Genomic DNA, 24,084 nt, shown 5'->3' on the forward strand with positions numbered 1-24,084 from the left:
CAGGAGGGCTGCGGGAGTCAGACTTCCAGGGAGGCGAGATCGCCCTTCGACTCCAGCCAGCCCTTGCGGTCGGACGCACGCTTCTTGGCCAGCAGCATGTCCATCAGCGAGCTCGTCTGCTCGCGATCGTCCACGGTCAACTGCACCAGACGGCGGGTGTCGGGGTGGATGGTCGACTCGCGCAGCTGTGGCGGATTCATCTCGCCCAGGCCCTTGAAGCGGGTGACGTTGATCGCGCCCTTGATCTTCTCGCGTTCGATCTTGTCCAGCATCGAGCGCTTTTCTTCCTCGTCCAGGGCGTAGAACACCTGCTTGCCCACGTCGATGCGGAACAGCGGCGGCATGGCCACGAACACGTGGCCGGCATCGACCAGCGCCGGGAAGTGCTTGAGGAACAGCGCGGTGAGCAGGGTAGCGATGTGCAGGCCGTCCGAGTCCGCGTCGGCCAGGATGATGACCTTGCCATAGCGCAGGCCGGCAATGTCGTCCTTGCCCGGGTCGCAGCCGATGGCCACGGCCAGGTTGTGCACTTCTTCCGACGCCAGCACGCTGTTGGAGGACACTTCCCAGGTGTTGAGGATCTTGCCGCGCAGCGGCAGAATCGCCTGGAAGTCCTTGTCGCGCGCCTGCTTGGCGCTGCCGCCTGCCGAGTCACCCTCCACCAGGAACAGCTCGGTGCGCGACAGGTCCTGGCTGATGCAGTCGGCCAGCTTGCCGGGCAGGGCCGGGCCCTGGGTGACCTTCTTGCGGACGACCAGCTTTTCGGTCTTCAGGCGCGCACTGGCGCGTTCGATGGCGATCTGGGCGATCTTCTCGCCCAATTCCACGTTCTGGTTCAGCAGCAGGCTGAAGGCATCGTGGGCGGCGCCTTCGATGAAGCCTGCAGCCTGGCGCGAGGACAGGCGTTCCTTGGTCTGGCCGCTGAACTGCGGGTCGGTCATCTTAAGCGACAGCACGAACGACACGCGGTCCCACACGTCTTCCGGGGCCAGCTTGACGCCACGCGGCAGCAGGTTGCGGAAGTCGCAGAACTCGCGCAGCGCCTCGGTCAGGCCGGTACGCAGGCCGTTGACGTGGGTGCCGTGCTGGGCAGTGGGAATCAGGTTGACGTAGCTTTCCTGCACCAGCTCGCCTTCCGGCAGCCAGGCCACGGCCCAGTCAACAATTTCGGTGTCCTTCTTCAGGTTGCCGACGAACAGCTCGGCCGGCAGCATCTCGCGATCGCCCAGTTCCAGCTTCAGGTAATCGCGCAGGCCGTCTTCGTAGTACCAGGTATCGACTTCACCGGTGGCTTCGTCGGTCAGCTTCACGGTCAGGCCCGGGCACAGCACGGCCTTGGCGCGCAGCAGGTGCTTGAGCGCGCGCACCGCGAACTTGGGCGTGTCGAAGTACTTCGGGTCGGGCCAGAAGCGCACGCGGGTACCGGTGTTCTTCTTGCCGACGCTGCCGACCACTTCCAGCGGGGTGGCACGGTCGCCGTTGCGGAAGGTGATGCGGTGTTCGGCACCTTCGCGCTTGATGTGCACTTCCACCAGGGTCGACAGCGCGTTGACCACGCTGACGCCGACGCCGTGCAGGCCGCCGGAGAAAGTGTAGTTGTTGTTTCTGAACTTGCCGCCGGCGTGCAGGCGGGTGAGGATCAGCTCGACGCCCGGGATTTTCTCTTCCGGATGGATGTCCACCGGCATGCCGCGGCCGTCATCGCTGACCTCCACGCTGCCGTCCTTGTACAGGGTGATCTCGATCGAGCGGGCGTGGCCGGCGAGGGCCTCGTCCACCGAGTTGTCGATCACTTCCTGCGCCAGGTGGTTCGGGCGCGCGGTGTCGGTATACATGCCGGGACGGCGCTTGACCGGGTCAAGGCCGGACAGGACTTCAATATCGGCGGCGTTATAACGGGCGTTCATCTGTCTTCGAAAGCTTGGAGCGACGGGCAAGTGTGGGGTCTGGCACGGGATTTTGCACGCCTGCGGTTCAGTCTCGGCGACGCAGAGGGGGTAAAATGGCAGCCGCTGGTATCTGAACGCCGGCGACCCCTGTTGGGCCGAAACGTCCAAGCCATACCGCGAGGAGGACCTCATGAAGAAGTTGCTGACCATTGCGATCCTGGCCGCTGCCGCCGTTGCAGTGCCGCTGGTGGTGGCGCAGAACGCCGGCCAGCCGGCCCCGCAGCAGGGTGACCAGGCCGACAAGGCGCAGGCCGAGGCCGATGCCAAGGCCAAGCGTCGGGCCCAGGCCAATGCTGAAATGAAGGCGCAGGGCCAGCCGGCCCCGCAGCAGGAAGAGGAAGAGGAAGCGCGCAAGAAGCGCTGATCCCGCAACCTGCCAGGCGCCCTTGCGACAAGGGTTGCGCTCCGGAACGCCCCGCTTTGCGGGGCGTTTCTTTTTAGTAGCGTGCCATCTGCCTCTTGGGTTGGCGGCCATCAATCTGTAAACTATGGCTTTCCGGGAGTAAGTGCGTGTCCACCATTTGCGAATGGGCTGGAGCGGCCAAGCGTGGCTTCCAGCATGGCGGGTCGCAGGTGACGGTCGATTTGACCGGCACGGCCGCCCCGACCTCGCACGGTGGTCCCCGTCCGGCGCCTGCCGCCGCACGGATCCGCACCTCCCTCGCTGTCCCAGCGAACCGGAAAACCCCCTCTGAGCACCATGCCTGCCCTCCGGGCGCGCGTGGCGCTGCCGTTTTCCATTTCCAGACAGGATGCTTGCAGCCATGACTCCCTTGATTTTCGTAACCGGCGGCGTGGTGTCCTCGCTCGGCAAAGGCATTGCCGCCGCGTCGCTGGCCGCCATTCTTGAAGCGCGTGGCCTGAAGGTCACGATGATGAAGCTCGACCCGTACATCAACGTCGACCCGGGCACCATGAGCCCGTTCCAGCACGGTGAGGTCTACGTCACCGACGACGGCGCCGAGACCGACCTCGACCTGGGCCACTACGAGCGCTTCGTGCGCACCCGCCTGAGCCGCAAGAACTCGGTCACCACCGGCCGCATCTACGAGAACGTGATCCGCAAGGAGCGCCGCGGCGACTACCTGGGCGCGACCGTGCAGGTCATTCCGCACATCACCGATGAAATCCGCCGTTGCATCGACGAAGCCACCGAAGGCTACGACGTGGCGCTGGTCGAGATCGGCGGTACCGTCGGCGACATCGAGTCGCTGCCGTTCCTGGAGGCGATCCGCCAGGTGCGCACCGAGCGTGGCCCGGAGAAGGCGCTGTTCATGCACCTCACCCTGGTGCCGTACATCGGCGCCGCCGGCGAGCTGAAGACCAAGCCGACCCAGCACTCGGTGAAGGAACTGCGCTCGATCGGCATCCAGCCGGACGTGCTGCTTTGCCGTTCGGAACAGGCGGTGCCGGATTCGGAGCGCCGCAAGATCGCCCAGTTCACCAACGTGTCCGAACGCGCGGTGATCAGCGTGCCGGACGTGGACGTGCTGTACCGCATCCCGTCGGGCCTGCATGCCCAGGGCCTGGACGAGATCGTGGTCAATCAGCTGAAGCTGGCCGACAAGGCGGGCCCGGTTGATCTGTCGATGTGGGAAGACGCGGTCGATGCGACCCTGCACCCGCTGGACGAAGTGACCATCGCCGTGGTCGGCAAGTACGTCGACCACCAGGACGCCTACAAGTCGGTCGGCGAAGCACTCAAGCACGGCGGCCTGCGCCAGCGCACCAAGGTCAACCTGAAGTGGCTGGAAGCACAGGACCTGGAAGGTACCGACATGGCCGCACTGGCCGATGTCGACGGCATCCTGGTGCCGGGTGGCTTCGGTGACCGTGGTTTCGAAGGCAAGGTGCTGACCTCGAAGTTCGCCCGCGAGCAGCAGGTGCCGTACTTCGGCATCTGCTACGGCATGCAGGCGGCGGTGGTGGACTACGCCCGCAACGTGGTCGGCCTGGAAGGCGCCAACAGCACCGAGAACGACCGCCAGTCGCCGAACCCGGTGATCGGCCTGATCACCGAATGGCGCACCGCCACCGGCGATGTCGAAAAGCGCGACGACAAGAGCGACCTGGGCGGCACCATGCGCCTGGGCCTGCAGGAACAACGCCTGAAGCCGGGCACGCTGGCCCGCGAACTGTACGGCAAGGACGTCGTCGCCGAGCGCCATCGCCACCGTTACGAGTTCAACAACCGTTACCGCACCCAGCTGGAAGATGCTGGCCTGGTGATCGCCGGCAAGTCGATGGACGACACCCTGGTGGAAGTGGTCGAACTGCCGCGCGATGCGCACCCGTGGTTCCTGGCCTGCCAGGCGCACCCGGAATTCCTGTCCACGCCGCGTGACGGCCACCCGCTGTTCATCGGTTTCATCCGTGCCGCGCGTGAGCGAAAGGCTGGCGGCAAGCTGCTTTCCGAAGCGCGCGCCTGACTTGTGAATGGGGGCTTCGGCCCCCATCCTGCATGCTTCAACCCCCAGCGCACCGGCCCGGCCGGTGCTGCGGACAACAAGGAAACGCCATGAAACTGTGTGGATTCGAGGTCGGGCTGGACCAGCCCCTGTTCCTGATCGCCGGCCCCTGCGTGATCGAGTCGATGCAGCTGCAGCTGGATACCGCCGGCAAGTTGAAGGAAGTCACCGGCAAGCTCGGCGTCAACTTCATCTTCAAGTCCAGCTTCGACAAGGCCAACCGCACTTCGGGTACCGCCTTCCGTGGCCCGGGCATGGAGGAGGGCCTGAAGGTCCTGGCCGAGGTCAAGAAGCAGATCGGCGTGCCGGTGCTGACCGACGTCCACGAATACACCCCGATGGACGAAGTGGCCTCGGTGGTGGATGTGCTGCAGACCCCCGCGTTCCTGGTCCGCCAGACCGACTTCATCCGCAAGGTGTGCTCGGCCGGCAAGCCGGTCAACATCAAGAAGGGCCAGTTCCTGGCGCCGTGGGACATGAAGCCGGTCGTGGAGAAGGCCAAGGCCACCGGCAACGAGCAGATCATGGTCTGCGAGCGCGGTGCCAGCTTCGGCTACAACAACCTGGTCAGCGACATGCGTTCGCTGGCGGTGATGCGCGAGACTGGTTGCCCGGTGGTGTTCGACGCCACCCATTCGGTGCAGTTGCCGGGCGGGCAGGGCACCAGTTCCGGTGGCCAGCGTGAGCACGTGCCGGTGCTGGCCCGTGCTGCGGTGGCCGTGGGCATCTCCGGTCTGTTCGCCGAGACCCACCCGGACCCGTCCAAGGCGCTGTCCGATGGCCCCAATGCGTGGCCGCTGGACCAGATGGAAGCGCTGCTCGAGACCCTGATGGAGCTCGATGCGGTGACCAAGAAGCACGGCTTCTCGCGCTTCGCGTGAGTCGTGACCCGTGGCGGGCGCTGGAGGACCAGCGCCGCCGCCGGCACTGGAAGCAGTGGCCGTGGGGCTTGATCGCACTGGCCCTGGCCGTGCTGTTCACCGTGGGCATGTTCGGGCTGGTGCTGATCGGCGCCGCATCCGTGCGGCCACCGGGTGATGGTGGCAGCGCGCTCAATCTGCGCGCGTACTTCATTGCGCTGCTGGTGGCGGAACTGCTCGGTGCCGCGGGATGCGTCGCTGCCGCTGTGCTGGCCTGGCGGTTGAATCGCGGCAAGGTGGCCGCTGGCCTGGCGATCATCCTGCTCTCGCTGTGGCTGGGCGCCCTGTTCTACGGAGTGCTTTGATGAATACGACCACATCGGCGCGCGGCTGGCCTTGGGGCCTGATCGCCCTGGGGCTGTCCGTGTTGACCTGGATCGCGCTGGTGGTGGGCGTGCTGGCCTTCACCGCCAGTTTCCGGCCGCCGGGGGACGGGAACAGCGGCGTGCAGGCCACGCAATGGTGGTTGCTGGGCGCGCTGGTCACGATGGTGCTGTCCTTCCTGGGCAGCCCGGTGGCGATGGTGCTGGCCTGGCGACGGCGGCGTGGCCCCATCCTGGCGGCGATTGCCGGTGCGTTGCTGGTGATGTTGGTGTCGCTGGTGCTGATCGTGATCGGGTCCAGCTGGGGCTGAAGCCGCCCATTCCATTTGGCAAGTGGCGGGCAGCCGGGGATAATCACGCGGCATTCGTTTTGTCGCCCCTCTCCAGACAGGTAACCGGTCCGACCATGAGTACGATCCGCAGCATCCACGCCCGTGAAATCCTCGACAGTCGTGGCAACCCCACGCTGGAAGCCGAAGTCATCCTGGAGGACGGTTCGTTCGGTCGTGCCGCGGTTCCCTCCGGCGCCTCGACCGGCACCAAGGAAGCGGTCGAGCTGCGTGACGGCGACAAGACCCGTTACCTGGGCAAGGGCGTGCGCAAGGCCGTCGACAACGTCAACACCACGATTGCCGCCGCACTGAAGGGCTTGGAGGCCACCGACCAGGCCGGCCTCGACCGTCGCCTGATCGACCTCGACGGCACCGAGAACAAGGGCCGCCTCGGCGCCAACGCACTGCTGGGTGTTTCGATGGCCGCCGCGCACGCCGCTGCCGCATCAAGCAAGCAGGCGCTGTGGCAGTACCTGGCCGCCAAGACCGGCGTGACCCCGTCGCTGCCGGTGCCGATGATGAACATCATCAACGGCGGCGCGCATGCCGACAACAACGTCGACTTCCAGGAGTTCATGGTGCTGCCGGTCGGCTTCACCTCGTTCTCCGAAGCGCTGCGCGCCGGTACCGAGATCTTCCATTCGCTGAAGTCGGTGCTGAAGGGCCACGGCCTGAGCACGGCGGTTGGCGACGAAGGCGGCTTCGCACCGGACTTCCGCAGCAACGTCGAAGCGCTGGACACCATCCTTGAAGCAATCGGCAAGGCCGGCTACACCGCCGGTGAAGACGTGCTGCTGGGCCTGGACGTGGCCTCCAGCGAATTCTTCGAGAATGGCAAGTACAACCTGGTCGGCGAGAACAAGCGCCTGACCTCCGAGCAGTTCGTCGACTTCCTCGCCGACTGGGCCGCGCAGTACCCGATCATCACGATTGAGGACGGCCTGGCCGAGAACGACTGGGCCGGCTGGAAGCTGCTGACCGACCGCATCGGCAAGAAGGTGCAGCTGGTCGGTGATGACCTGTTCGTGACCAACCCGAAGATCTTCCAGGAAGGCATCGACTCGGGCACCGCCAACGCGATCCTGATCAAGGTCAACCAGATCGGCACCCTGAGCGAAACCCTGGAAGCGATTGCCATGGCTGACCGCGCCGGTTATGCCGCGGTGGTCTCGCACCGTTCGGGCGAAACCGAAGACACCACCATCGCCGACATCGCAGTGGCCACCACCGCCACCCAGATCAAGACCGGCTCGCTGTGCCGCAGCGATCGCGTGGCCAAGTACAACCAGCTGCTGCGCATCGAGGAAGCCCTCGGCGCCGGCGCGCGTTACGCCGGTCGTGACGCGTTCGTTTCGCTGAAGCGCTGAGCCGATGCGCGACTGGCGCTGGATGCTGCTGGTGCTGGCCCTGCTGCTGGGCTGGCTGCAGTACCGCTTCTGGTTCGGTCCGGGCAACTCGGGCGAAGTGATGATGCTCGAAGCCCAGGTCACCAACCAGGAGCGGGACAATGAGGGCCTGCAGCAGCGCAACGATGCGCTGGCTGCCGAAGTGAAGGACCTCAAGGAAGGCCAGTCCGCCATCGAGGAACGCGCGCGCAGCGAGCTGGGCATGATCAAGCCTGGCGAAAAGTTCTACCGCGTGGTCGAGGATGCGCCGGTCCACCCGGCGCAGCCTGCTGCAGGCGTCACTGCCCAGGCTGGCGAACATCCGGCGGACGTGCCATGAGCGCGGCCATCTGGGTCGTGGTTCCGGCTGCTGGCCGTGGCACCCGCTTCGGCGCGCCGTTGCCCAAGCAGTACCTGCAGGCAGGTGGGCAGATCCTGCTCGCCCATACCCTGGACGCCCTGCTGGCGCACCCGGCCGTGGCCGGTGCGATGGTGGTGATCGGCCAGGACGACGCCGACTGGCCGGGCTGGAACGAGTGGGCGGGCAAGCCGGTGCTGACCTGTGTCGGGGGTGCGACCCGTGCCGCCTCGGTGCTGGCCGGGTTGCAGGCGTTGCCGGAGTCGGTGCGCGCCGATGAGTTCGTGCTGGTCCACGATGCGGCGCGACCGAACCTGTCCCTGGCCGATCTCGGCCGCCTGCTTGAAGTCGGCCGTGCCGACCCGGTTGGCGCGATCCTGGCCGCCCCGGTGCGCGACACGCTCAAGCGTGCAGGCGACGACGGTGGCATCGACGGCACCGAGCCGCGCGAGCGCCTGTGGCGCGCACTGACCCCGCAGCTGTTCCGTCGCCACCAGCTCAGCCGCGCGCTGTCCGACGCTGCTGCCGCCGGTGTTGAAGTCACCGACGAGGCCATGGCCATGGAGCGCCAGGGCCAGCGCCCGCTGCTGGTGGAAGGCAGTGAGGACAACTTCAAGGTCACCACCCCGGCCGATCTGGACCGGTTCGAATTCGTACTTTCCCGCCGCGCCAGCTGATTGCCCGCGCGGCCCTGCTGCAAGGGTTGCATCCATGAGCACCGCACCTTTCCCGCCCGTCCGCATCGGCCAGGGCTATGACGTCCATGCCTTCGGTGAAGGCGATCACATCATGCTCGGCGGCGTGAACGTACCGCACAGCTGCGGCGTGCTCGCCCACAGCGACGGCGACGTGATCTTGCATGCGCTGTGTGATGCGATGCTCGGCGCATTGGCGCTGGGTGACATCGGCCAGCATTTCCCGCCGAGTGACGACCGCTGGAAGGGTGCCGACAGCAGTGATTTCGTGCGCCACTGCGACAGCCTGCTGAGTGAGCGTGGCTGGCGTGTCGGCAACACTGACATCACCGTGATCTGCGAGCGACCCAAAGTCGGCCCGCATGCGCTGGCCATGCGCGAGCGCATCGGCGGACTGCTGCAGTTGCCGCTTGATGCGGTCAGCGTCAAGGCCACCACCTCGGAAAAGCTGGGCTTCACCGGCCGTGGTGAAGGCATCGCCGCGCAGGCCGTGGTGCTGCTGGTGGCCGCATGATTCCGCTGCCGCTTGCATTCGGTGCGCCATTGCTCACAGCGCGCATCCGCACCACCCCGGAAGATTTCCAGGTGGACGAACTGCCGGCCTTCGAGGCCACCGGCGAAGGTGAGCACCTGCTGCTGCACATCCGCAAGCGCGGCGCGAACACCGTGCATGTGGCCAAGGTGCTGGCCAAGTGGGCCGGCCTGCCGGAAATGGCGGTGAGCTACGCCGGCATGAAGGATCGCCACGCGGTCACCACCCAGCGTTTCAGCGTGCACCTGCCCAAGCGCATTGCGCCGGACCTGGCCGAGTTGGCCAGTGATGAGATCGAAGTGCTTGAAGCCACCTGGCACAACCGCAAGCTGCAGCGTGGCGCACTGGCCGGCAACCGTTTCAAGCTGGTGTTGCGTGAAGTGCAGGGCGATGCCGCAGCGATCAGCGAACGCCTGCAGCAGGTTGCCGAGCGCGGCCTGCCGAACTGGTTCGGCGAGCAGCGCTTTGGCCGCGACGGCGGCAACGTGCCGGCGGCACTGGCGATGTTCGGTGGCCGCCGCATGCGCAAGGATCAGCGTTCGCTGCTGCTGTCAGCCGCGCGTTCGGCGCTGTTCAACCGCGTGCTGGCCGCGCGCGTGGAGCAGGGCAACTGGGATCAGCCGCTGGAGGGCGAAGTGTGGATGCTCGATGGCAGCCGCAGCGTGTTCGGACCCGAGCCGTACACCGACGTGCTGGCCGAGCGCCTGGCGCGTTTCGACATCCATCCCAGCGCGCCGCTGTGGGGCGAAGGCGAGCTGCGCAGCACCGATGCGGCACGCGAGCTGGAGCTGGCTGCGCTGGACGACGAGGAATCGAAGGCCCTGCGGGCCGGCCTGGAAGACGCACGCCTGAAGCAGGAGCGCCGCGCGCTGCGCCTGCGTCCGGCGCTGCTGCAGCACCAGTGGCTGGCCGATGACGTACTGGAGCTGTCGTTCGCGCTGCCGCCTGGCTGCTACGCCACCGCCGTGCTGCACGAGCTCGGCGCGGTGGAAGACGCCTCGCAGGCCTGACAGAAAAAGGGGACGGAGGGAATTAAGTCGTTTGTGCCACAAACGACTTAATTCCCTCCGTCCCCTTTTTCATCTGCGCGCCAGCAGTACCAGCACCGCACCGGTGCCACCTTGCCCGGTCGGCGCCGAATGAAACGCCAGCACGTCGTTGCGCAGCCGCAGCAGGCGATCAACCAGGTTCTTCAGCACCGGCGCACCACCATCGGACTGCAGGCCCTTGCCGTGGATGATGCGCACGCAGCCATAGTCGTGTGCATGCGCCTCCAGCAGGAACTGGCGCAACAGCGTCTCCGCCTGCGCGGCGGTGGCGCCGTGCAGGTCCAGTTCGTCCTGTACCGAGTACTGGCCACGCTTGAGGCGCTGGAACAGGCGTGGTGGCAGGTTGTCGCGGCGATAGCTGGCCACGTCGCCGGCTTCCAGCGGCGTGCTGTCGCGCAGCAGCCGGGCGAACTCGCCGGCGGCTTCGGCCTCGTCACGTTCGGCCATGCGCGCGCGCGGCTTCGGCCGGGGCGCAGCCGGTGCCGGCTCGGCATCCTTGCGCAGCGGCGTCACTTCGCCGATGGCCGCACGGAACAATGCGGCCGGATCTTCGTCTTCAGGGTGCGACATGCGTACAGGGTAAACCGCCGGCGCAGGTCTGCCTATGACGGTTCGATGTCGGCCGTGACCGCCGGCAGGGTAGGACCGGCGGCTCGCATGCGGCACAATAGACGATGCCCTTGCAGGGTCGACGGCTTCCGCAGGGGAGTACGACGGTCCCGCCCACACTGCACGGTGATGGAATCGAATTCTTGGAAAATCAAGCGGTTAAATCGAAGATGCGAATCCTGGTCAGTAACGACGATGGCGTCGACGCCGCAGGCATCCGGATGCTTGCTTCGGTGCTGCGCGAGGCCGGACACGAGGTCACGGTGGTCGCGCCCGACCGCGATCGCTCCGGCGCCAGCAATTCGCTGACCCTGGACCTGCCGATCCGCCTCAAGCGCATCGACCATTACACCGTCTCGGTGGCCGGCACCCCGACCGACTGCGTGCACCTTGCGCTGACCGGGCTGCTCGAGTTCGAACCCGACATTGTCGTGTCCGGCATCAACAACGCCGCCAACCTCGGCGATGACGTGATCTATTCCGGCACCGTCTCGGCGGCGATGGAAGGTCGCTTCCTCGGCCTGCCGGCGGTGGCGGTCTCGCTGGTTACCCGCAACCATGATCCGAAGCACTTCGAGACCGCCGCGCGCGCCGCAGTGGAGATCGTCGCCCGGCTCAAGGCCGATCCGTTGCCGGCTGACACCATCCTCAACGTCAACGTGCCGGATCTGCCGTGGAACGAGGTCAAGGGCTTCGAGGTCACCCGCCTCGGCAACCGTCATCGCGCCGAAGGCTGCATCGCGCAGAAGGACCCGCGCGGCAGCGAGGTGTACTGGATCGGCCCGGCTGGTCGTGAGCAGGACTCCGGTCCCGGCACCGACTTCCATGCGGTGCGCACCGGCCACATCTCGATCACTCCGATCCAGGTCGACCTGACCCGTTACCAGGCACTGGAGAAGGTGGCCAGCTGGGTTGGCGGCCTCAGTGCGGCGCTGGACCAGCCGGCATGAGCCCACGCCTGCGCCTGCAACCGGAAGCCGTCGGTATCGGCATGACCTCGCAGCGCGTGCGCGACCGACTTGTCGATCGCCTGCGCGAAGCCGGCATCGTCGACGAGCCGACCTTGAACGCGATCCGGGTGGTGCCGCGCCATCTGTTCATCGACGAGGCACTGGCCTCGCGTGCGTATGAAGACACCGCGCTGCCGATCGGCCACGGCCAGACCATCTCGCAGCCCTGGGTGGTCGCGCGGATGACCGAGGCGGTGCTCCAGGTCGCGCCGAAGCGGGTGCTGGAAGTCGGCACCGGTTCCGGTTACCAGGCCGCCATCCTCGGTGCGCTGGGCCTGGAGGTCTACACCGTGGAGCGCATCGGCGATCTGCTGCGCCAGGCCCGCAAGCGCTTCCGTGCGCTGGGCATGAACATCCGCACCAAGCATGACGACGGCCGCGTCGGTTGGGCCGAGCACGGTCCGTTCGATGCCATCGTGGTCACTGCGGCGGCGCCGGCACTGGTCGACGCCCTGATCGAGCAGCTGGCCGGGGGCGGCCGCCTGGTGGCGCCGGTCGGTGGCCCCGGGGCGCAGTCGCTGGTACAGCTGGATCGCAAGGCCGACGGCAGCATCGAACAACACGTGCTGGCGCCGGTCACGTTCGTGCCGCTGCTGTCTGGCATGCTCGACTAATCCACGGAGCAGGGTTGCATGAAGATTTTCGGGCCGCTGTACGAGCGGGCGATGAAGTGGGCGGCGCACGAACGCGCGCCGACCTACCTGACGGTGTTGAGCTTCTTCGAGGCGATCATCTTCCCGGTGATGCCGGAGGTGATGCTGGCGCCGATGTGCGTGGCCCAGCCCAAGCGCGGGTGGTGGTTCGCCACCCTCAGCCTGGCCGGCTCGATGGTCGGGGCGGTTGTCGGCTACGCGCTGGGCCACTTCGCCTTCGAGGCGATCAAGCCGCTGTTCGAAGCGCTGGGCATGCTGCCGGCGATCGAGCAGGGCATCACCACTGTGCAGGCGAAGATGGCCGAGTCGCCGTGGGCGGTGTTCACCTTCCTGGTACTGGGCGGTTTCATGCCCATCCCGATGAAGGTCTTCACGTGGGCATCGGGTATCGTCGGCGTACCGATGCCGCAGTATCTGTTGAGCATGCTGATCGGTCGTGGCAAGCGCGTGTTCGTGCTGGCTGCGGTCATCCGTATCGGTGGTGCGCGTGCTGAAGCGGCACTGCGTCGCTGGATTGAACCGCTGGGCTGGATCGCCACCGCGTTGGTGGTGGTGCTGATCGCCTGGCTTGTATGGAGGTCGAAGTTCGCATGAGTCCTGATCGTCTGAGCAAGGGAGTGCGCATCGGCGCGCTGGCGTTGCTGGTTTCCACCCTGGCCGCCTGCGGCACCGCCACTGTGGTCCGCCCGGGTGGCGGCAGCACCGGTGGCGTGACCACGCCGAAGACCTCGGTGCCCAAGCCCGGGCAGACCGTGGTGGTGCGCAAGGGCGACACCATCTATGCGCTGGCCCGCATCCACGACATCACCCCGGCCGACCTGATTGCCTGGAACAGCCTGGACAACCCCTCGACCATCCATCCGGGCCAGGTGATCCGGCTGTATCCGGCCGGTGCCAGCGGCGGCCGCGCGCCCACCACGGTGGTCACCCCGCCGCGTTCGGGTAGCAGCAGCGGCGGCAGCACCGCGCCGGCTCCGGCGCCAGTCGGTCCGGTGAAGAGCAATATCGCCTGGCGCTGGCCGGCTGACGGCGCGATCGTCGGCCGCTACGTGGCCGGTGATGCGACCAAGCAGGGCGTGGACATCGCCGGCACCAGCGGCCAGGCGGTCAAGGCCACCGCCAATGGCGTGGTGGTGTATTCCGGTGCCGGCCTGGTCGGCTACGGCGAGCTGATCATCATCAAGCACAGCGACCAGTGGCTGTCGGCCTATGGCCACAACCGCAAGCGCCTGGTGAATGAAGGGCAGAGCGTGAAGGCCGGCGAGCAGATCGCCGAGATGGGCCGTACCGGTGCGAACCGCGACATGGTCCACTTCGAGATTCGTTACAACGGCAAGCCGGTCGACCCGCAGCAGTATCTGCCGGCACGCTGATCACCGTGTGATCGGGTAGCGCCGGGCCACGCCCGGCGGCTTTCCGCGCCGCGACGCGGCGCCGCCCGAGCATGGGCTGGGGCGCTACAGAGTACGTGTGATCCAGGGTACCGCCGGGCCATGCCCGGCGACGCCACGTCAGCCTTCGAGAATGAAGGCGGCGGCGACCTTGCGGCCTTCGCCGGCCAGGATGTTGAAGGTGCGCGCGGCGGCCGGATTGTTCATCACTTCCAGGCCGATGCCGCGTGACAGGCAGGCGGCCATCACCACCGCTGGCGGGAACACCTGGCGGTCGCCGGTGCCGAGTACGATCAGTGCCGGGTTCAGCGCCAGGATCGGCTCCAGGTCGGCCAGCTGCAGTTCGGCGGCCTGCTTCACCGGCCAGTGCTCGACCAGCTGGTCCGGGGTCAGGAAGAAACTGCTGCCCAGCACCTGATCATTCACCTTGGCCGAGCGGCCATCTGCGGCGCGCAGGCTGTAGGCGTAATCCGGCGGTTCGTGGTTCAGCTGCATGGCAGTAGGGCGATCAGCCGCGCGGCAGCACGATCTGGCGCTGTTCCTTGCTCGGGCGGTACAACACGGCGACGTGGCCGATGCGCTGCACCAGCGCACTTTCGGTGGCTTCGACGATCTCGCCGATCATCACGTCACGGGCGTCGCGGTCTTCGGCAGCGACCTTCACCTTGACCAGCTCGTGGCGCTCCAGCACTTCGTTCAGCTCAGCGATGAAGGCCGGGGTCACACCCTTGCCGCCGGTCTGCAGCAGGGCCTTCAGGTCGTGGGCTTGGCCGCGCAGGAAACGGGTCTGGGAAGCGGTCAGGGCGATGGACATGCAGGAAAACACGGTTGAATGGGGCGATCAGGGTATCATGAGGACCCCATCAGCCCCTATTTTCAATGGCTACCCGCAGCAAAAGCAGCCAGCGCTGGCTCAAGGAACACTTCTCCGACCCCTTCGTGAAGAAGGCCCAGGCCGAAGGCATGCGCTCGCGCGCCGCCTACAAGCTCGAAGAGCTGCTCGAACGTGACCGCCTGCTGAAGCCGCACATGGTGGTGGTCGACCTTGGCGCGGCCCCGGGCGGCTGGTCTCAGCAGGTGCGGAGACAGATCGGCGACACCGGCCGCGTGCTGGCCCTGGACATCCTGGACATGCCGCCGCTGGCCGGTGTGGAGTTCCTTCATGGTGACTTCAGGGAAGAAGCCGTTCTATCGCAGTTTGAAGCCATGCTCGGGGATCAGCCGGTAGACCTTGTGCTGTCGGACATGGCCCCCAATAAGAGTGGTGTAGGCGCGGTCGACCAGCCGCGGATGATGCACCTGGCGGAGCTGGCCCTGGATTTTGCCGACAACCACCTGAAGACCGGTGGGGCATTCCTGATCAAGCTGTTCCAGGGCGAGGGCTTTGACGACTACGTGCGCGACATGCGCCGCCGGTACGACAAGGTCTCCATCCGCAAGCCGGAAGCCTCGCGCAAGCGCTCTCCCGAGGTGTATGCCTTGGGTCAGGGAAAACGCGCCCACATGAAGTAAGCTCGCAACGTACGCAAGTTCGACCCCAACGCAACGCCAGCACTGAGAGGAACACCGGAGCCAATGAGGATGAACGACTTGACCAAGAACCTCCTGCTATGGGTGGTCGTCGCCGTCGTGCTGATGGTGGTCTTCCAGAGCTTCTCGCCGAAGTCCTCCGGGGCCGGGGCGCAGGGCGCGTCGTATTCGCAGTTCCTGGACCAGGTGGACAGCGGCAACGTGCAGAAGGTCGCCTTTGGCGGCGACATGCGCGGCGGTACCAGCCAGCTGACCTACACCACCCGCGGTGGGCAGTCGTCCACCATCACCGCGCCGTTCGATCGTGACCTGATCAACGTGCTGCGCACCAAGAACGTGGAGATCGTGCAGGAGGAGCCGTCCAGCGGCATTTCCCTCGGCGCGATCCTGATGAATTTCCTGCCGGTCATCCTGATCATCGGCTTCTGGTTGTTCATCATGCGCCAGATGCAGGGCGGCGGCGGCGGTGCCAAGGGCGCGATGTCCTTCGGCAAGTCGCGCGCCAAGCTGCAGGGCGAAGACCAGATCAAGGTCACCTTCGCCGACGTCGCCGGCTGCGACGAGGCCAAGGAAGAAGTGGGTGAGCTGGTCGACTTCCTGCGCGACCCGTCCAAGTTCACCAAGCTGGGCGGCAAGATTCCGCGCGGCGTGCTGATGGTGGGCCCGCCCGGTACCGGCAAGACGCTGCTGGCCAAGGCCATCGCCGGCGAAGCCAAGGTGCCGTTCTTCTCGATCTCCGGTTCGGACTTCGTGGAAATGTTCGTCGGCGTCGGCGCCAGCCGCGTGCGTGACATGTTCGAGCAGGCCAAGAAGCATGCGCCGTGCATCATTTTCATCGACGAAATCGACGCCGTCGGCCGCCACCGTGGCGCTGGCCTGGGCGGCGGTCATGACGAGCGCGAGCAGACCCTGAACCAGCTGCTGGTCGAGATGGACGGTTTTGAAGGTGGCGAAGGCGTGATCGTGATCGCCGCGACCAACCGTCCGGACGTGCTGGACCCGGCGCTGCTGCGTCCGGGCCGTTTCGACCGCCAGGTCGTGGTCGGCCTGCCGGACGTGAAGGGCCGCGAGCACATCCTGAAGGTCCACATGCGCAAGCTGCCGCTGGCCGACGACGTCGAGCCGATGGTGATCGCGCGCGGTACCCCGGGCTTCTCCGGTGCGGATCTGGCCAACCTCTGCAACGAGGCGGCCCTGTTCGCCGCGCGTGGCAACGAGAAGGAAGTCCGCATGGACCACTTCGACCGTGCCCGCGACAAGATCCTGATGGGTGCCGAGCGCCGCTCGATGGCCATGAGCGAGGAGGAGAAGACCCTCACCGCCTACCACGAAGCCGGTCACGCCATCGTTGGCCGCCTGGTGCCCGAGCACGACCCGGTCTACAAGGTCACCATCATTCCGCGCGGCCGTGCGCTGGGTGTGACCATGTACCTGCCGGAAGGCGACAAGTACTCGATGAACCGCGTGGCGATCAAGTCGCAGCTGTGCTCGCTGTACGGTGGCCGCGTTGCCGAGGAGCTGATCTTCGGTGCCGACAAGGTCACCACCGGTGCCTCCAATGACATCGAACGCGCCACCAAGATGGCCCGCAACATGGTCACCAAGTGGGGCCTGTCCGACCAGCTCGGCCCGATCGCCTACGGCGAAGAGGACGACGAGGTGTTCCTGGGCCGTTCGGTCACCCAGCACAAGAGCGTGTCCAACGACACCGCGCGCCGCATCGACGAGGAAGTGCGCAACATCCTCGACGAGGCATACGCACGCACCACCGAGCTGATGACGGCCAACCTGGACAAGCTGCACGCGATGTCCCAGCTGCTGCTGCAGTACGAGACCATCGACGCGCCGCAGATCGACGCCATCATGGAGGGTCGCGATCCGCCGCCGCCGGCCGGCTGGAACAAGTCGAACAAGGACGGTGGCAACGACAAGGGCGGCGACGCCCGTCCGCTGCCGCCGATCGCAGGCCCGGCCGAATCGCACTGACGGCCCGCTGCATGTGACACCAGACGAGGCCGGGGCAACCCGGCTTCGTCGTTTCCGGGCCACTGGCCCATCCCGAAGAACCGCACTGACGCTGGAGCCCGCATGTCCGCCCCGAAGCCCGAACCGATTTCCCACACCGTCGAAATGGTCATCGCCACCGTGGTCGGCGTGGGTGTGGGCCTGGGCGCCGACAACCTGCTGCTGGGCTGCGTGGTGGGTATCGCGGTCGGCATCGTGCTGAGCATTGCCAAGACCCTGTACGTGGATCGCAAGCGCCGCCGCCGCTGAGGGCGCGGCAGGGCTGCGCCCTGCACCTGCCGAAGCTTCAAGCAACGGCCGAAGCAACAGCAAAAGCTGGCTATCCGTGGGATGGCGGGGCGGTGTGGGCAGGCAGGACACGCCGTAAACCCCGCTCCGCGGTCCGGCCCAGCCGCTGGCGGCTGTGCGTTCGGGCGCTTGCGAAGCAATGCTTCGCAAGCAAAGCCCCCTCACCCATGGGGGCTCGATGGCGCCATCCATGGCGCCAACGGTCCTGCCAACCCACACCGCCCCACCTTTGACAGATTCCGGGAGCTGTTGGTAGGTGTCGACCTTGGTCGACACGGCAGATCCACGCCATGCGTGGATGCATTTCGATGCCAATTCGAAATATTCGATTCCGATGGAGATTCATCCACGCACGGCGTGGATCTACTGCAGATCGCGAGAAATTGTCGAAGGCGGGGTGGGTCCGGTTGCGGGGGCGTGAGCCGCATGGATGCGGCGACCGAGCTTACATGGACGTACTTGCAGCGGCCCCCGCAACCGGACCCACCCCGCCATTCTTCAGTAAACCCGCTGTTGCTCCGGCTGTTGCTGTCGCTCTGGCCTCGGCGGGTGCAGGGCGCCGCCCTGCCGAACTAAACTACCCGCCGTTGTCCCTGCAGGATTGCCCATGTTCGATACCTCGCCCCAGCTCGATTGCGCCGGCCGCATCCTGCGCCTGGACCGTGCCCGGGTCATGGGCATCGTCAATGTCACGCCGGACTCGTTCTCCGATGGCGGCGCGCACGACACCACCGAGGCGGCCGTCGCCCACGGCCTGAAGCTGGTCGAGGAGGGCGCAGACCTGCTCGACATCGGCGGCGAATCGACCCGCCCGGGCGCTGCGCCGGTATCGATCGAGGATGAGCTGCGCCGGGTGATTCCGGTGATCGAGCAGCTGGCCGCCCGCACCCAGGTGCCGATCAGCATCGACACCTTCAAGCCGGAGGTGATGCGCGCGGCGGTGGCCGCTGGCGCCGGCATGATCAACGACATCTTCGGCCTGCGTCAGGACGGCGCACTGGAAGCCGCTGCCGACGTCGGCGTGCCGGTGGTGCTCATGCACATGCAGGGCGAGCCGGGCCACATGCAGGGGAATCCACACTACGACGACGTGGTCGCCGAGGTGCACGGCTTCCTGGTGCAGCGCCTGTTCGCTGCCGAGATGGCAGGTATCGCGAAGAAGAACCTGCTGATCGATCTCGGTTTCGGCTTCGGCAAGACCACCGCCCACAACATGACCCTGCTGGCCCGCTCGGAGCGCTTCCTGGAGCTGGGCGTGCCGATGCTGGCTGGCCTGTCGCGCAAACGCAGCCTGGGCGAACTGACCGGGCGCGACACCCCGTCTGAACGCGTGGCGGCGTCCGTGGCCGCGCATCTGATCGCGGTGCAGCGCGGTGCGCGCATCGTGCGCGTGCATGACGTGGCGGCTACGGTGGATGCGCTGAAGATCTGGCAGGCCGTCGACGCCGTGCCGACGCCACGTGCCGACGCCACGCCGACGATCCGCTGGCCGGACGAAGATTGATGGGCATCGACCGGCGGCCACTGGCGATCGCCGTGATGGGGCCGACCGCCAGTGGCAAGACCGCCACCGCGATCGCCCTGGCACAGCAGCTGGATGGCGAAATCGTCAGCGTCGATTCGGCGCTGGTCTACCGCCACCTGGATATCGGTTCGGCCAAGCCCGATGCGGCTGAGCGCGCGCAGGCGCCGCACCATCTGCTGGACCTGCGCGATCCGTGGCAGACCTATTCGGCAGCCGAGTTCGCCGCCGATGCCGGCCGGGTCGTGGCCGACATCGTGGCGCGTGGCAAAGTGCCGATCCTGGCCGGTGGAACGGGGCTGTATTTCCGGGCCCTGCTGCAGGGCCTGTCGCCGATGCCGGAGGCCGACCCGGTGATGCGCGAGGCGCTCAGCGCCGAGGCGGCCGAGCGTGGCTGGGCGGCACTGCACGCTGAGCTTGCCAAGGTCGACCCGGCTGCGGCGGCACGCATCCATGCCACCGACCCGCAACGCATCCAGCGGGCGCTGGAGGTCTACCGCCTGACCGGCACCCCCATCACCGAATGGCAGCGTCGGCCGGGCGTGGCGCCGCTGCCGGTACGCACCCTCAAGCTGATCCTGGCGCCGCGTGACCGCGCGGTGCTGCACCAGCGTATCGAGGCGCGCTTCGACGCCATGCTGGCGCAGGGCTTTCTCGACGAGGTGCGGGCACTGCGCGCGATGCCGGAAATGGCCGCCGTGACGGCGCCGCTGGACCTGCCGGCGGTGCGCGCGGTCGGCTACCGCCAGGCCTGGGAATACCTCGACGGCGAGGGCGATGCCACCCGTTTCCGTGACAAGGCGATCTTCGCCACCCGGCAGCTGGCCAAGCGCCAGCTGACCTGGTTGCGCGGCGAGCTTGATGCGCGCTGGTTCGACCCCCATATCGACCATGAGCGCCTGGCCGGCGCGGTGTCGACCTTCGTCGCACGCTGAACCCCCGCCAGCCGTGTAACATCATCGGTCGGCGGGCGGCTCGGGGGCCGTGGCAACCGTCGGCAACCCAATAAGAACAATAATCAGGAGTGTGCAATGTCCAAGGGGCAATCGCTGCAGGATCCTTTCTTGAACGCACTGCGGCGCGAACGCGTGCCGGTTTCGGTGTACCTGGTCAACGGCATCAAGCTGCAGGGCACGATCGAGTCGTTCGACCAGTTCGTGGTCCTGCTGCGCAACACGGTCAGTCAGATGGTCTACAAGCACGCCATTTCCACGGTCGTTCCGGCACGCAACGTGAAGGTCGGTCCGGGCGGTGGTTACGTGCAGTCGGGTGAAGGTGGTCAGGCAGGTGATGAAGCAGACGAGTAATACCGGAGCGGTGAATGTTTGACCGCTCGAAGAAGGGCGAACACGCCCTGTTGATCCAGCCCCATTTCGGCAAGCTGGAAGACGATGTGCTGGAAGAATTCGGTGATCTGGCCCGCTCGGCTGGGGCCAGCATTGCCGCGACGATCACCGCGCGCCTGGACCGTCCGAATCCGTCGACCCTGATCGGCAGCGGCAAGCTGGACGAGATCAAGGCTGCGGCCGACGCCAGTGGTGCCGACCTGATCCTGGTCAACCATGCGTTGAGCCCGGGCCAGGAGCGCAACCTGGAACGCTTCCTCGAGCGACGGGTGATCGACCGTACCGGCCTGATCCTGGACATCTTCGCCCAGCGTGCGCACAGCCACGAGGGCAAGCTGCAGGTCGAGCTGGCGCAGCTGCGTCACCTGGCCACGCGGCTGGTGCGCGGCTGGACCCACCTGGAGCGCCAGCGCGGCGGTTCGATCGGCCTGCGCGGCCCGGGTGAAACCCAGCTGGAAACCGACCGCCGCCTGCTGCAGAAGCGGGTCGAGCAGCTGCAGAAGCGCCTGGAAAAGGTTGAAGTGCAGCGCACCCAGATGCGCCGTGCGCGCGTGCGCAGCGAGCTGCCGCGCGTGGCCCTGGTGGGTTACACCAACGCCGGCAAGTCGACCCTGTTCAACGCCATGACCGGCGCCGAGGCCTATGCCGCCGACCAGCTGTTCGCAACGCTGGATCCGACCGTGCGCCGCATTGCGGTGCCGGGGGGCAACGTGGTGCTGGCCGATACCGTCGGCTTCGTCCGCGATCTGCCGCATGATCTGGTCGCCGCGTTCCGCTCGACCCTGTCCGAGGCGCGCGAGGCTGATTTCCTGCTGCACGTGGTCGATGCCGCTGATCCGCACCGCGAGGAGCGCATCGCCCAGGTCGACGAGGTGCTGACCGCGGTCGGTGCCGGTGACCTGCCGCAGCTGCTGGTATTCAACAAGATCGACCGCATCGACGGTGCCGACGTCCGCCACGATGGCCAGGATGGTATCCCGGACGAGTCGCGTCGCGAGCGGGTGTGGATTTCCGCGCGTGACGGGCAGGGCCTGGAGCTGCTGCAGGCGGTGCTGGGCAAGCGCCTGGGCCTGCAGCACGTCACCGGCGAACTGCGCCTGCCACCGGATGCCGGCCGCCTGCGCGCGCGCCTGCACCAGCTGGAAGTGATCCGCAGCGAACAGGCCGATGAAGAGGGCTGGCTGCTGCAGGTTGACCTGCCGATCGCCGAAGCCGAAAAGCTGGCCGCCAGTGCCGACGGTGCGCCGATCCGGGCGCTGCTGCCGGAGAAGCTGCCGGAGTGGTGAGGTAGCGCCGGGCCATGCCCGGCGGCTGCCATTGCGGCGGTGCGCGACATCCGCCTGTCATCTGCGGTACAACGTGCAGGTTCTTCACCCCACCGTCATGCCGATGTCCATTCCCACCGACGCCGATCTCAATGCCCAGTCCGCCGCGCTCGGGCAGCGCCTGCAGCAGGCCTCGCTGCAGCTGGTGACCGCTGAAAGCTGCAGTGGTGGCTGGATCGCCAAGTGCATGACCGACATTGCCGGTTCCTCTGCGTTCTTCGACTGCGGCATGGTGGTCTACAGCTACGAGGCCAAGCAGCGCCTGCTGGGCGTACGCGCGCAGACCCTGGAGCAGTTCGGCGCGGTCAGCCGCGAAACCGTGCTGGAAATGGTGTCCGGTGCGCTGGTCAACTCCGGCGCCGGTATCGCCGTCGCGGTGACCGGGATCGCCGGCCCCGGCGGTGGCAGCCCGGACAAGCCGGTCGGCAGTGTCTGGATCGGCTGGAAGCGCCGTGGCGGCTATGCCCGCGCCGAGCTGTTCCAGTTCGATGGTGACCGCGAAGCCATCCGCCGGCAAACCGTGGCGGCGGCATTGCGCGGTATCGACGCCCAGCTGTGACATGCTGCTCCGGTAATCGTCCGGAGCACGCATGATGTGGGAAACGCTGGGCACGGTCCGTGACCTGGGCCGACTGCAGGAAATTGCGGTTGTCCTGATCCGTTATGGCTTCGGCGATGTGGTGCGGCGCATCGGCCTGGCCAGCACGCTGGAGCGGGCAGGGCGCCTGCTGCACTGGAACGAGGAGCGGCAGGAGCTGCTGCGGATGACCGCGCCGGTGCGTGTTCGCAGCGCAATGCAGGACCTCGGCCCGACCTTCGTCAAGCTTGGGCAGGTGCTGGCGACACGCGTCGACCTGCTGCCGCCGGAATGGATCGCCGAGCTCTCCGAACTGCAGAACGCAGTACCGGCGCTGCCATATGCGGATATCCGCGAGCAGCTCGAAGCCGATCTTGGTGCGTCTCCGCAGGACGTGTTCGCGTTCCTCGATGAAACCCCGATGGCGGCCGCCTCGCTGGCGCAGGCCCATCGTGCGCGCCTGCATGACGGTCGCGAGGTGGTGCTGAAAGTACGGCGCCCCGGCATCCGCGATGTGGTCGAGGCCGACCTGCGGTTGCTGGCCCGCCTGGCCGAGATCGTCGAGGCCCGACTGCCGGATCTGCGACGTTACCGCCCGGCCGAAGTCGTGCAGCAGTTCACCGTGTCGCTGCGCCGCGAGCTGGATTTCGCCGCCGAATGCCGCAATGCCGAGCGCATCGCGCGCAACTTCAATGGTCGTGATGACATCCTGATTCCCCGCGTGCACTGGCAGTGGACCTGCGAGAGCCTGAACGTGCAGGATTTCGTCGACGGCATTCCCGGCCGAGACCTGGCCGGTGTCGATGCGGCCGGGCTGGACCGCCGCGAGCTGGCACGGCGTGGCGCCGACATCGTGCTGAAGATGGTGCTGGAGGACGGCAGCTTCCATGCCGATCCGCACCCCGGCAACATCATCTATCTGCGTGACGGCCGCATTGGCGTGATCGATTTCGGCATGGTCGGCGCCTTGTCGGAAGTACGGCGTTTCCAGGTTGCGCAGCTGCTGCACGGGCTGGTCGAGCAGGATCCGCAGGGCGTGGCTGACGTGCTGCTGGACTGGGCCGGCGGTGTCGAGGTTGACGAGAACCGGCTGCAGCACGACATCAGCCAGTTCGTCGATCAGTACCGTGGCGTGCCGCTGAAGGATCTGCGCATCGGCCTGATGCTGGGCGACATCACTCAGCTGCTGCGCAGCTACAGCCTGACCCTGCCGGCCGATCTGGCACTGATGATCAAGGCCTTCCTGACTCTGGAAGGCATGGGCCGCCAGCTGGACCCCGATTTCGACATGGCCAGCGCCGCGCGCCCGTTCCTGGAGCGCGTGATGCTGCAGCGCTATGCGCCCAGGGCGCTGCTCAAGCGCGGCCGGCGCAGCCTGCTGGGCCTGGTCGACTTCGCCGGTGAGCTGCCCCGCGACCTGCGCAAGCTGGTGCAGGCGGCGCGCCGTGGGCGGCTGCAGCTGAAGGTGGAAACCAGCGCGCTGCAGGGCTTCGGCGAGCAGGTGAACCGTGCGGCGAACCGGCTGGTGATGGGCATCGTCACTGCTGCGCTGATCATCGGCTCGTCGATCGTGATGCACAGCGTAGGGGGTGTCTCCAGCCGCTGGCTGCTGGCGCTGGGTGTGTGCGGTTTCATCGGCGCCGGCTTCTGCGGCGTGTGGATCCTGTTCTCGATATGGAGAAGCAGCAAGCACACCTAGTGTGCTTGCCGCACCGATTCCTGTAGAGCCGAGCCATGCTCGGCTGCTCTTGCCCAGGTCAGCCCAGCCATTCGCCACATTGCCGAGCACGGCTCGGC

The 24,084-nt window shown here is 66.8% G+C and carries 27 protein-coding genes; 23 read left to right on the forward strand and 4 right to left on the reverse strand.

The window, feature by feature from the left end; all coding sequences use genetic code 11:
* Positions 1-17: 17 nt before the first annotated feature.
* Positions 18-1,907: a DNA topoisomerase IV subunit B gene (gene parE, locus ACW5IY_RS08415; protein ID WP_457327160.1), complete on the reverse strand. Its 1,890-nt coding sequence runs from the start codon at positions 1,905-1,907 to the stop codon at positions 18-20.
* A 172-nt stretch (positions 1,908-2,079) separates the two neighbouring features.
* On the opposite strand from parE, the gene ACW5IY_RS08420 reads away from it, so the two are divergent.
* The 10 genes from ACW5IY_RS08420 to truD all read left to right on the forward strand — a co-directional run bounded on the left by ACW5IY_RS08420 (position 2,080) and on the right by truD (position 9,972).
* Entirely contained in the window at positions 2,080-2,313 is a 234-nt protein-coding gene (locus ACW5IY_RS08420; RefSeq protein WP_005416022.1) for a hypothetical protein, read from the forward strand.
* 400 nt (positions 2,314-2,713) lie between these two features.
* Positions 2,714-4,378 carry a CTP synthase gene (locus ACW5IY_RS08425; RefSeq protein WP_005408998.1) on the forward strand — a complete coding sequence of 555 codons (1,665 nt, stop codon included), beginning with the start codon at positions 2,714-2,716 and terminating at the stop codon, positions 4,376-4,378.
* An 89-nt stretch (positions 4,379-4,467) separates the two neighbouring features.
* Complete coding sequence (kdsA, locus tag ACW5IY_RS08430; RefSeq protein WP_049435950.1) at positions 4,468-5,298, forward strand: 3-deoxy-8-phosphooctulonate synthase; 831 nt, start codon at positions 4,468-4,470, stop codon at positions 5,296-5,298.
* Positions 5,295-5,642, forward strand: coding sequence for a hypothetical protein (locus ACW5IY_RS08435; protein WP_049435949.1), 348 nt, complete (start codon positions 5,295-5,297; stop codon positions 5,640-5,642). Before kdsA ends, ACW5IY_RS08435 begins: the two co-directional genes overlap by 4 nt.
* Positions 5,642-5,971 (forward strand): hypothetical protein, encoded by a 330-nt coding sequence (locus ACW5IY_RS08440; RefSeq protein ID WP_049435948.1) that lies wholly within the window; start codon positions 5,642-5,644, stop codon positions 5,969-5,971. The genes ACW5IY_RS08435 and ACW5IY_RS08440 overlap by 1 nt, the downstream gene beginning before the upstream one ends.
* Before the next feature lie 95 nt (positions 5,972-6,066).
* Entirely contained in the window at positions 6,067-7,359 is a 1,293-nt protein-coding gene (gene eno, locus ACW5IY_RS08445; protein WP_049435947.1) for a phosphopyruvate hydratase, read from the forward strand.
* 4 nt (positions 7,360-7,363) lie between these two features.
* Entirely contained in the window at positions 7,364-7,717 is a 354-nt protein-coding gene (ftsB, locus tag ACW5IY_RS08450) for a cell division protein FtsB (RefSeq protein ID WP_043402126.1), read from the forward strand.
* Positions 7,714-8,412 (forward strand): 2-C-methyl-D-erythritol 4-phosphate cytidylyltransferase, encoded by a 699-nt coding sequence (ispD, locus tag ACW5IY_RS08455; protein WP_049435946.1) that lies wholly within the window; start codon positions 7,714-7,716, stop codon positions 8,410-8,412. The genes ftsB and ispD overlap by 4 nt, the downstream gene beginning before the upstream one ends.
* A 34-nt stretch (positions 8,413-8,446) precedes the next feature.
* On the forward strand, positions 8,447-8,944 hold the full coding sequence (ispF, locus tag ACW5IY_RS08460; protein WP_049435945.1) for a 2-C-methyl-D-erythritol 2,4-cyclodiphosphate synthase: 498 nt from the start codon (positions 8,447-8,449) through the stop codon (positions 8,942-8,944).
* Positions 8,941-9,972: a tRNA pseudouridine(13) synthase TruD gene (gene truD, locus ACW5IY_RS08465; RefSeq protein ID WP_049435944.1), complete on the forward strand. Its 1,032-nt coding sequence runs from the start codon at positions 8,941-8,943 to the stop codon at positions 9,970-9,972. The genes ispF and truD overlap by 4 nt, the downstream gene beginning before the upstream one ends.
* 69 nt (positions 9,973-10,041) lie before the next feature.
* Here truD and ACW5IY_RS08470 read toward each other — a convergent pair whose 3' ends face one another.
* Entirely contained in the window at positions 10,042-10,581 is a 540-nt protein-coding gene (locus tag ACW5IY_RS08470) for a Smr/MutS family protein (RefSeq protein WP_049435943.1), read from the reverse strand.
* Between the two features lie 209 nt (positions 10,582-10,790).
* Between ACW5IY_RS08470 and surE the strand changes: the two genes are divergently transcribed.
* From surE to ACW5IY_RS08490, 4 genes are read left to right on the forward strand one after another with little or no spacing between them, the layout of a single operon-like run.
* Positions 10,791-11,570, forward strand: a complete 780-nt coding sequence (gene surE / locus ACW5IY_RS08475; RefSeq protein WP_049435942.1) for a 5'/3'-nucleotidase SurE — start codon at positions 10,791-10,793, stop codon at positions 11,568-11,570.
* Positions 11,567-12,244, forward strand: a complete 678-nt coding sequence (locus ACW5IY_RS08480) for a protein-L-isoaspartate(D-aspartate) O-methyltransferase (protein WP_049435940.1) — start codon at positions 11,567-11,569, stop codon at positions 12,242-12,244. Before surE ends, ACW5IY_RS08480 begins: the two co-directional genes overlap by 4 nt.
* Positions 12,245-12,262: 18 nt before the next feature.
* Positions 12,263-12,877: a YqaA family protein gene (locus ACW5IY_RS08485; RefSeq protein WP_004152860.1), complete on the forward strand. Its 615-nt coding sequence runs from the start codon at positions 12,263-12,265 to the stop codon at positions 12,875-12,877.
* Complete coding sequence (locus ACW5IY_RS08490; protein WP_049435939.1) at positions 12,874-13,656, forward strand: peptidoglycan DD-metalloendopeptidase family protein; 783 nt, start codon at positions 12,874-12,876, stop codon at positions 13,654-13,656. The genes ACW5IY_RS08485 and ACW5IY_RS08490 overlap by 4 nt, the downstream gene beginning before the upstream one ends.
* 138 nt (positions 13,657-13,794) lie before the next feature.
* On the opposite strand, the gene ACW5IY_RS08495 is transcribed toward ACW5IY_RS08490, so the two are convergent.
* Together ACW5IY_RS08495 and yhbY are read right to left on the reverse strand one after the other, a co-directional pair.
* Entirely contained in the window at positions 13,795-14,169 is a 375-nt protein-coding gene (locus ACW5IY_RS08495) for an Mth938-like domain-containing protein (RefSeq protein ID WP_049435938.1), read from the reverse strand.
* Positions 14,170-14,182: 13 nt separating this feature from the next.
* The gene (yhbY, locus tag ACW5IY_RS08500) at positions 14,183-14,488 is read right to left on the reverse strand and encodes a ribosome assembly RNA-binding protein YhbY (protein WP_004152868.1); all 306 of its coding nucleotides are present in this window, start codon (positions 14,486-14,488) and stop codon (positions 14,183-14,185) included.
* 65 nt (positions 14,489-14,553) lie between these two features.
* Between yhbY and rlmE the strand changes: the two genes are divergently transcribed.
* From rlmE to ubiB, 9 genes are all read left to right on the forward strand, one after another.
* Complete coding sequence (rlmE, locus tag ACW5IY_RS08505; RefSeq protein ID WP_005409014.1) at positions 14,554-15,186, forward strand: 23S rRNA (uridine(2552)-2'-O)-methyltransferase RlmE; 633 nt, start codon at positions 14,554-14,556, stop codon at positions 15,184-15,186.
* Positions 15,187-15,255: 69 nt separating this feature from the next.
* Positions 15,256-17,190 carry an ATP-dependent zinc metalloprotease FtsH gene (gene ftsH, locus ACW5IY_RS08510; RefSeq protein WP_010485966.1) on the forward strand — a complete coding sequence of 645 codons (1,935 nt, stop codon included), beginning with the start codon at positions 15,256-15,258 and terminating at the stop codon, positions 17,188-17,190.
* Between the two features lie 102 nt (positions 17,191-17,292).
* Complete coding sequence (locus ACW5IY_RS08515) at positions 17,293-17,478, forward strand: hypothetical protein (protein WP_008265807.1); 186 nt, start codon at positions 17,293-17,295, stop codon at positions 17,476-17,478.
* Between the two features lie 646 nt (positions 17,479-18,124).
* The gene (gene folP, locus ACW5IY_RS08520; RefSeq protein WP_049434776.1) at positions 18,125-19,021 is read left to right on the forward strand and encodes a dihydropteroate synthase; all 897 of its coding nucleotides are present in this window, start codon (positions 18,125-18,127) and stop codon (positions 19,019-19,021) included.
* Positions 19,021-19,974 (forward strand): tRNA (adenosine(37)-N6)-dimethylallyltransferase MiaA, encoded by a 954-nt coding sequence (gene miaA / locus ACW5IY_RS08525; protein ID WP_049434773.1) that lies wholly within the window; start codon positions 19,021-19,023, stop codon positions 19,972-19,974. Before folP ends, miaA begins: the two co-directional genes overlap by 1 nt.
* 96 nt (positions 19,975-20,070) lie before the next feature.
* Positions 20,071-20,346, forward strand: a complete 276-nt coding sequence (gene hfq / locus ACW5IY_RS08530; RefSeq protein WP_004152891.1) for an RNA chaperone Hfq — start codon at positions 20,071-20,073, stop codon at positions 20,344-20,346.
* Between the two features lie 14 nt (positions 20,347-20,360).
* Positions 20,361-21,671 carry a ribosome rescue GTPase HflX gene (gene hflX, locus ACW5IY_RS08535; RefSeq protein ID WP_049434772.1) on the forward strand — a complete coding sequence of 437 codons (1,311 nt, stop codon included), beginning with the start codon at positions 20,361-20,363 and terminating at the stop codon, positions 21,669-21,671.
* 103 nt (positions 21,672-21,774) lie between these two features.
* Positions 21,775-22,269, forward strand: coding sequence for a CinA family protein (locus ACW5IY_RS08540; protein ID WP_005409020.1), 495 nt, complete (start codon positions 21,775-21,777; stop codon positions 22,267-22,269).
* A gap of 34 nt (positions 22,270-22,303) precedes the next feature.
* Positions 22,304-23,986: a 2-polyprenylphenol 6-hydroxylase gene (gene ubiB / locus ACW5IY_RS08545; RefSeq protein WP_049434783.1), complete on the forward strand. Its 1,683-nt coding sequence runs from the start codon at positions 22,304-22,306 to the stop codon at positions 23,984-23,986.
* Positions 23,987-24,084 lie beyond the last annotated feature (98 nt).

The sequence above is a fragment of the Stenotrophomonas sp. C-A genome (genome assembly GCF_054030835.1).